Raw genomic sequence first — 7,224 nt, forward strand, 5'->3', positions numbered from 1 at the left:
GCCGCTGATCGACGTCAGACTGCACGTTCCGGCATTATCAACCTGCTTTTGACCAAGTGATGGCTCCCGTTAGCGCCGATGGCGCTTTGCGGAGTATACTGGCCTGCAAAGTCACTGATTCAGGAACTTATAAAGCTCCAATTCATCCTTCCTGCGGCGCAGCATCACCTCTTTCAACATTTTCTCGAACGCGAGTTCCCGATTATGTGGGTCTGGATTGTTTTGGTACTTGGCCTCAAAATCAGGGTGTTGTTTGATGCTTTCCGCAATATTGACGAACTTCACCTTTTGCTCCTCCGGAGTAGCGCTCCAGCCCTGGAACCACCGCTCGTTAAAGGTGCGGACAATATCGTCAAGAGGATCAGTTTGCTTATCTCCTCCGTGAGCCCCACGGGGATTGGGGTTTTGCGGGTCAAGGTCCGTATCAGCCTCATCCAACGTAATCGTATGGTTAAGCTTTACCCGCTGCAACCCATAGGAACTCAAGTCGACAGACTCCAGAAGCTCGTCGATGGCATCTGAGCCGGCATCCTTCACTTTCAGTTTCGGAACCAGAAACTTCAAAAACCAGAACAGTTTCTCCCAGGCGACGATTTCATACGGCATGATGGAGGCCATCTGGCCGTATATCTTCACGTATTGCTTGGCCTTGATTTTGAAGTCCACTTTGTCGTCTTCTTCAAGTTCCAGCTCGTGCTCAAACCTGGAAGCAGCCACATCAATTAACGGGCTCAGCGCTTGCGCGTCTTCATTGTTAAAGTAGCGCCTCACGAATTCTTCAACTTCGTGCCACTCATACACACCCACTTCGTCCAGCATATCCTTCAGGTCATGCAGGACATTGATATCGGTAGCCTGAGAGAGTGATGTCGCGGTATAGAACGGATCGAAAGCGGCCTTCACATCATCCACGGAATTGAAGAAGTCCAGAATAAACAAATCTTCCGTCTTCTTGCCCAGCTTGGGTGCAGAACGATTTAGCCGGGATAAGGTCTGAACACAGAGCACTGAGGTCAGTTTCTTGTCCACGTACATGGCACACAGCTTTGGCTGGTCAAACCCTGTCAGATACTTGTTCGCTACCACCAGCAAACGGTAATCGTCGGTATCGAACTTATCCTTGGTTTCGGTTTCAGCGAACCCGTTGATCTCAGCTTCGGTATATTCAATGCCGTCCACTTCCTTTGTGCCCGAAAAGGCCACCAGGGCATTGAAAGGATTGCCTTTTTCCGCCAGCAAGCGGGTAATTGCCTTGTGATAACGAATAGCGGTTTCGATGTTCTGCGTTACCACCATGCCTTTGGCTTTTCCCTTGAGTTTCTTGGCATTCACCACTTGCGGGATGAAGTGATCCAGCATGATCTCGGCTTTGGTATCGATGGTTTGCTGACTGCTTTCCACGTAGGCCCGGAGCTTTTTCTGCGCCTTTTTGGTGTCGAACTCCGGGTTCTCAGCAATCGATTTCTCGATCTCGTAATAGCTTTTGTAAGTGGTGTAGTTAGCCAGTACATCGAGGATAAAGCCTTCCTCGATGGCTTGTTTCATGGAATACAGGTGGAACGGTTTGAATGACCCGTCTTCCTGCTGCTCGCCAAATTTTTCAAGCGTGTTGTTTTTGGGGGTCGCCGTAAAGGCCAGATAAGACGCATTACCGCGCATCTTGCGCGATTTCATTGCCTTTAGAATCTTGTCCTGATCATCCTCTTCGTCATCCTGCCCCATTGCCCTGTTCATATTGTCGTGGGCCGTCCCGGACTGGGAGCTATGGGCCTCATCAATGATCACGGCAAACCGTTTGTCACTGAGGTCTTCGATACCATCGACTATGAACGGAAACTTCTGGATAGTGGTGATGATGATCTTCTTACCCTGCTGTAACGACTCCTTCAGATCGGAGGATTTGAACGCAGGTGCAATAATGTTCTTAACTTCGGAAAAATCCTTGATGTTATCGCGCAACTGCTTGTCCAGCAGCCGGCGGTCGGTCACCACAATGACTGAATCAAAAAGCGGTTGCTCCAGGCTTTTGCCACCGGCAGCCGTTTCGTTCTCCGGGTAGGTTTCTATCAACTGGTACGCTGCCCAGGTGATTGAGTTGGACTTGCCCGAGCCTGCCGAATGTTGAATCAGGTAAGTGTGCCCAACTCCATGCGCAGACGCATGAGCCACTAGTTTCCGCACGACATCCAGCTGCTGATAGCGGGGAAAGTACAATGTCCGTTTGGCCAGCGGGTCTTTGCTGCTGCCATCCAGTCTTACAAAGTGCTGAATGATGTTAGCGAGGCTTTCCTTGGTGAATACCTCTTCCCACAAATAAGCGGTTTTGTGTCCATTCGGGTTCGGGGGGTTACCCTTACCATGGTTGTGGCCCTTGTTGAAGGGCAGAAAGTACGTCGATTTCCCGGCCAGCTTGGTGGTCATATAGACTTCGTCGGTATCGACCGCCATGTGCACCAGGCAGCGACCGAAGTTCAACAGGGGCTGGCTGGTATCGCGGTCTTCCCGATACTGTTTCTGGCCGTGAAAACGCGCCGTTTGGCCTGTCCAGGCATTCTTCAGCTCCATGGTTACCAAGGGGATGCCGTTGATAAACAGCACCATATCGATTTCCTGCAGCGGATTAGCCAGGGAATAACGAACTTGCCGGGTACAGCTGAAAATATTGGCACTGAAATTTTGCTTAACTTTCTCGCTGCTGCTGGCCAGCGGTGCGGGATACATCAGATGGAAGTGGGCATCATCAACCTGAAGACCCTTTTTCAACAAGTGCAGGACGCCATGCTTCTTGATCAGCCGGTCATAGCGTTCCAGCACTTTACGTTGCCAGTCAGCGGGGTTGTGCTTCTTCAGCTTGGTCAGTTCGGGCTTCTGAGTTTCTTCCAGAAATCGCCAGAACTGCTTTTCATCCAAGGCGTACCGGGCATTGAAATCCATCGGCAAGCCTAGCCGGAAGCCGTTGTTGGCCACCAGATCGTCTGCCGGTGTTTGTTGAATCTGAACCGTGCCCTTAAGTTCCTCGGTTGTCATGCCAGTGAGGGCCTGCTCAATGGCAGCCTCCAGCGCCTGCTCATTGGTTTGGCTGACCATACTCCCCTCCTTGCCGATAATGATTTTCCAGGAGCATCATCATTTCCTTCTGGTGTTCAGCGATTTGTTCTTTGCCCCAGATCCCTGCAGTCTGATCGTAAAGCTCGAAGATGGCCTTGAGTTTCAAGGAGTCATAACGGGGTTTGACCTTAAAGTCTTCCCTCTTCTTCCCGACCGTCTGGTTGCTGTAAGAAGAGTTCTCGCCGGGGCTTAACAGTACCAGGTTACCGAAGGCATCCAGATACTCGCCTTCCAGCTTCCTTTGATACTCCTCATTCTGAGGGTATACATGTTCCACGGAATTCTTTGAAGTAATGCGATATCTCTTGAGTTTCTCATCGCTCTTGTCGCCCTGCTTCCACAACAAATATTCCAGCTTTTGAAACCAGTAGTGTTCGAAGCTGGTGCCTCTGACGCTGTTGAGATAAGCCTCGACGGAGTCCCAACTGTCAAGCAACGGCACTTGATTCATAGCAATCTTGAAGCTGGCCTCCTTCTGTGTTTCGTTGGTGAGCGATAGATGGTTGTCCAGTCTTTCCAGCACCGCCAACACCTGGGCAAAGTCCATCTCAGGTTTGTCTACCAGCTGAGAGAGAAGCGCCGTTAACCAGTAATGAGCCGAACGATCCCCCGTAAAGTTGCGAACCGCCTGCAGCTGTACCAAATTGCCTAATTCGCGAGCACTACGGTTGATATAATACTTGCCACTGGATTGGGACCGATTGGTATAGGTAAGTCTTAACTCCGGGTCTGCGCTGTCATCATGCTCCACCCACTTCACAACCCATGTGTCGAACTGATAGCGCACCTGCCAAAGAAGATCGACAAACTCCTTGATGACGGCCTCATCCGTTTCAATAAGACGATTGAAGCAGGCCATCAGGTTGGAAGCTTTTATGCGAGCTTCAATGTCGAGCCATTGCTTTCGGGCATAAAAAATCCGGAGCGTGTGAATTAACAAAAGTTCAAAACTCACAATTGAACGACAGTAGACCGTCTCATCTTCAATGCCTTCCTGAGTATCTTCTTCCGGTTTAAACGTGAGGTTATCGGGCACGTCTCCAGCTCTGACCTCATCCAGCAGCGCCAGGATTGTCTTCCCGGAACCATCGCCTTGCTCCTCGCCACCCTCAGGCGCTTTGCTATCGAAGACTGTGCCTTTATACGCTTTAAGGTCCTTGTACTCGATCGCATTCCAGTCCGCGCGGGGAAACAACTGGCGGAGGTTGCGCTCGAAGTAGTTCTCCATGTGTTCACAAGCCTGCCAGATAGCGCTGTAGAGCGGTTTCTCGGTGATGATCTTGCGGAACAGTTTGGCTTTCAACAAGTCTACCGGCTCCAGCTGGATACCTGCCGTATTCATGCTGGCAAACAGGCGATTCAGGTCCATGCTCTCCGGAACGATGTTATTCACCCAGCTCACATTGCAGTAGATGTAATCGGCAAAGGCTTCAAGATTGAATTCCTTGTTATCATGCAAACCCTTTTGCAAGCCCTCTACCTGTTGTATCAATATCTTCAGGTTGGCATTCAGATGGGTAAGGTAGGCATCGCTATTAATCGCCTCTTGCCCTGGACGGTCCATTTGCTCTAAACCAGCATAGCTGCCTAGCAAGTTGCGCACGGCATCCCGAATCTCGAAGGTCAGCCTTGGCTGATCACCCAAAACCGAGGCCTCAGCCAGACGCGAGTCCACTCCTGCCGCCTTGAAGGCAAGCGACAGCAACATCAGCGTTGTGGTGCGTTGCTGGCCGTCAATAAGCTCGTAGACTCGCGCCTCTTTTTCAACCCTTACGGCGGACAGGACACTGCCGATGAAGTAATGATCCTCACCCGCCTCATAGGCTTCCCGGATATCATGAAACAGATTTTTTACATCATCATCACTCCACACATAGGGGCGTTGATAGCTGGGGATCACGAAGCCCATGGCCGCATCGCTGACACGTTTCAGTGTCAGCACTTCGGTATTTACCTGGTAGCCAGCTGCTGCGGTCATCCCTGAACTCCTTTTATTTTCTGATCTAAGGCTGAAGCAAATACCTTTTCATACTGATCAGCATCAAGATTCAGCCCGAACTGTTCGCAAACCGCTTCTACAAAGCGCCGCTTCACACTGTTCTTGTCCAGGTTGCTGGGGTCCACCTTCAGCTCGAAAGCATCCAGAAATTCGAAACATTGCTCCGGGGTGTAGCTGGCTGCAATCCAGTCCAGCACAGGCTGGTCTCTTATAAATGCGGGAATGGAGTTTTCGCGAACGGACTTCTGGTTGCTTACTCGGCGGGAGTACACCACTCGGAACAGTTTCTTTGCAGCCTGCTCTAACTGACTTTCACCAAACTGGCTGATATAGAGCAGCAAGCAAGCTTCATAGAGTTTTGCAACGTAATCACAACCTTTTCGCTTTTTCAGCCACTCAACAAATTGTTGATACCCTTCCAAATGCGGTAATTCAGGGCTTTCCCAGTAACGCTGGTGTAAAGCCTGAAAATAGGTCAGGTAACGAATACTGTTAATACCGGCATTCAGTGGCTGGCGCACCTCGTAGCCTTGCTGATCTGCCTGTTGGCTAACATCGCCAGCCAGACCAATCTGGCGGCGAATGCGGCCATAGGCAATGTCATCGCCGTCACCGGTACTTTGCGCCAGTTCATCGACAATACAGTCACGGATCAGCTGTTTCTGGTTGTGGGAGGGCAGCTCTCTTGGCTTCACACTTTGCCAGAAGCGGCCTTTCAGCAAGGCACTGACGGTGCTATCCAGTTTGCCCATGGCCTCCCACTGCCGGGCAAACTGTGGCTGGAGCGTTCTGTTCTCAATGGCCCGCAAGTGATGCGCCTTGATGATATCCGGCCCGCCCAGCCGCACCCCGCCGGAGTTCTGGGTTTCAAAGAAGCGGTAGGCGTCATCTTCGGACTGGGTAATCACCAGAGTGAATTGCAGCTTGTTGAAGTCAATCCAGTTCCTCACCCGATCCAGACGATCACGCAGCCACTGGAGGTTATGCTTGATCTGCTGCTGGCTGTTGGGGTGCTCATAGACCAGGCCGCCGATAGTTGACGGATCGGAGTCCAGCAGACAGCCCATCAGCGCCAGGGTGGTGATGCGCTGCTGGCCATCGATGATATTCAGCTTGCCGTCTTCTTTATGCAGGATCAGGCTGCCCAGATAGTAAGGCAGCTCGGCGCTTCGCTGGGTGTGCGACGCGATATCCTGCAACAGGCCATCCAGTTGCTTGTCCTGCCAGCAATAGGGGCGCTGGTATTCCGGGATGGTCAGCGCGCCTGTTATCGTCTCGTCACCGCTCGTGACAATGGCATTGGCGCTCGACGATGACTCTGGATGCAAACATTCAGAGAACAGCTGGGCAGCGCTGCAGGTGGCGACCTGGACTGTCATGCTGGATCAGGCCTCCACCATGTCGGGGGTGATTCGGATTTTTCCGGTGACGGCGCTATTGATCAGTGTAGTTTTGTATTCTTTTAGAACTAAGATTTGATCATATATTCTGTTAATAACATTTAATGTATCTCTCTCTACCGAATCCACATATTCAGAAATGCTTTTTTGCTCCTCGTAAGGAGGTAATAGCGACTTAACATCATAGAAATTCTGATTTGAAAGATTCTGCAGACCAACAGTCATGCCGTTAGACGCTCCAGCATAAATAACCTTATATGCCTCTGCATGAAATAAATGCTGGTAATATTTTGTATAGACCGCAGAATTAGACTGAAAAACCCCATAGTGGAAGGTGACGATACCATCATAGGAAGATTCGAAGAAGACACCCAGGTGACCTTTAAATCGATTAACCACCATGTCACCCTTAAGAACGAGCTTGAAATTCTTCCGATGCGCAGGACTTAATGACCTTTCTTTCATTTCCTCTGATTTAACCACTCCGTCGACTTGGGATAACGAAAGCGGAATCTCATCACCCTTTACAGCCCTGGATTTCTCTTTAAAAATCCGCCTATTGAAAACAACATCCCAGTGCTGAGGAACACTGAGGTGGACCCCATCAGTTGGACAGCCTGAAGGTGCAGTTAAGCTCTGATCCGGCTGTATTCCCGGCTCAAGCTGCCAGGGTCATGGGTTGTTGGTAGTACACCTCATCCGGTGTTTGGTAATCAA

4 protein-coding genes are annotated in these 7,224 nt (G+C 50.7%); all 4 read right to left on the reverse strand.

Features of this window, described 5'->3' with window-relative positions; translation table 11 throughout:
- Positions 1 to 111: 111 nt before the first annotated feature.
- Genes LWH94_RS18520 through LWH94_RS18535 form a run of 4 tightly spaced genes read right to left on the reverse strand, consistent with a single transcriptional unit; the run spans position 112 to position 6,990 of the window.
- Positions 112 to 3,087, reverse strand: a complete 2,976-nt coding sequence (locus LWH94_RS18520) for a type I restriction endonuclease subunit R (RefSeq protein WP_232903220.1) — start codon at positions 3,085 to 3,087, stop codon at positions 112 to 114.
- The gene (locus LWH94_RS18525; RefSeq protein WP_232903221.1) at positions 3,068 to 5,086 is read right to left on the reverse strand and encodes a DUF262 domain-containing protein; all 2,019 of its coding nucleotides are present in this window, start codon (positions 5,084 to 5,086) and stop codon (positions 3,068 to 3,070) included. Before LWH94_RS18525 ends, LWH94_RS18520 begins: the two co-directional genes overlap by 20 nt.
- The gene (locus LWH94_RS18530; RefSeq protein WP_232903222.1) at positions 5,083 to 6,486 is read right to left on the reverse strand and encodes a DUF262 domain-containing protein; all 1,404 of its coding nucleotides are present in this window, start codon (positions 6,484 to 6,486) and stop codon (positions 5,083 to 5,085) included. Before LWH94_RS18530 ends, LWH94_RS18525 begins: the two co-directional genes overlap by 4 nt.
- A gap of 6 nt (positions 6,487 to 6,492) precedes the next feature.
- Complete coding sequence (locus LWH94_RS18535; RefSeq protein WP_232903223.1) at positions 6,493 to 6,990, reverse strand: restriction endonuclease subunit S; 498 nt, start codon at positions 6,988 to 6,990, stop codon at positions 6,493 to 6,495.
- Positions 6,991 to 7,224: the final 234 nt, after the last annotated feature.

Origin of the sequence: Marinobacter sp. G11, from assembly GCF_021282325.1 — a bacterium.
Lineage (GTDB): Bacteria > Pseudomonadota > Gammaproteobacteria > Pseudomonadales > Oleiphilaceae > Marinobacter > Marinobacter vinifirmus.

What these genes read in the sequence shown, in the direction of transcription:
- LWH94_RS18530 (WP_232903222.1), bottom strand. Translation starts at nt 6,486, where the DNA reads ATGACAGTCCAGGTCGCCACCTGCAGCGCTGCCCAGCTGTTCTCTGAA.
- LWH94_RS18525 (WP_232903221.1), bottom strand. Translation starts at nt 5,086, where the DNA reads ATGACCGCAGCAGCTGGCTACCAGGTAAATACCGAAGTGCTGACACTG.
- LWH94_RS18520 (WP_232903220.1), bottom strand. Translation starts at nt 3,087, where the DNA reads ATGGTCAGCCAAACCAATGAGCAGGCGCTGGAGGCTGCCATTGAGCAG.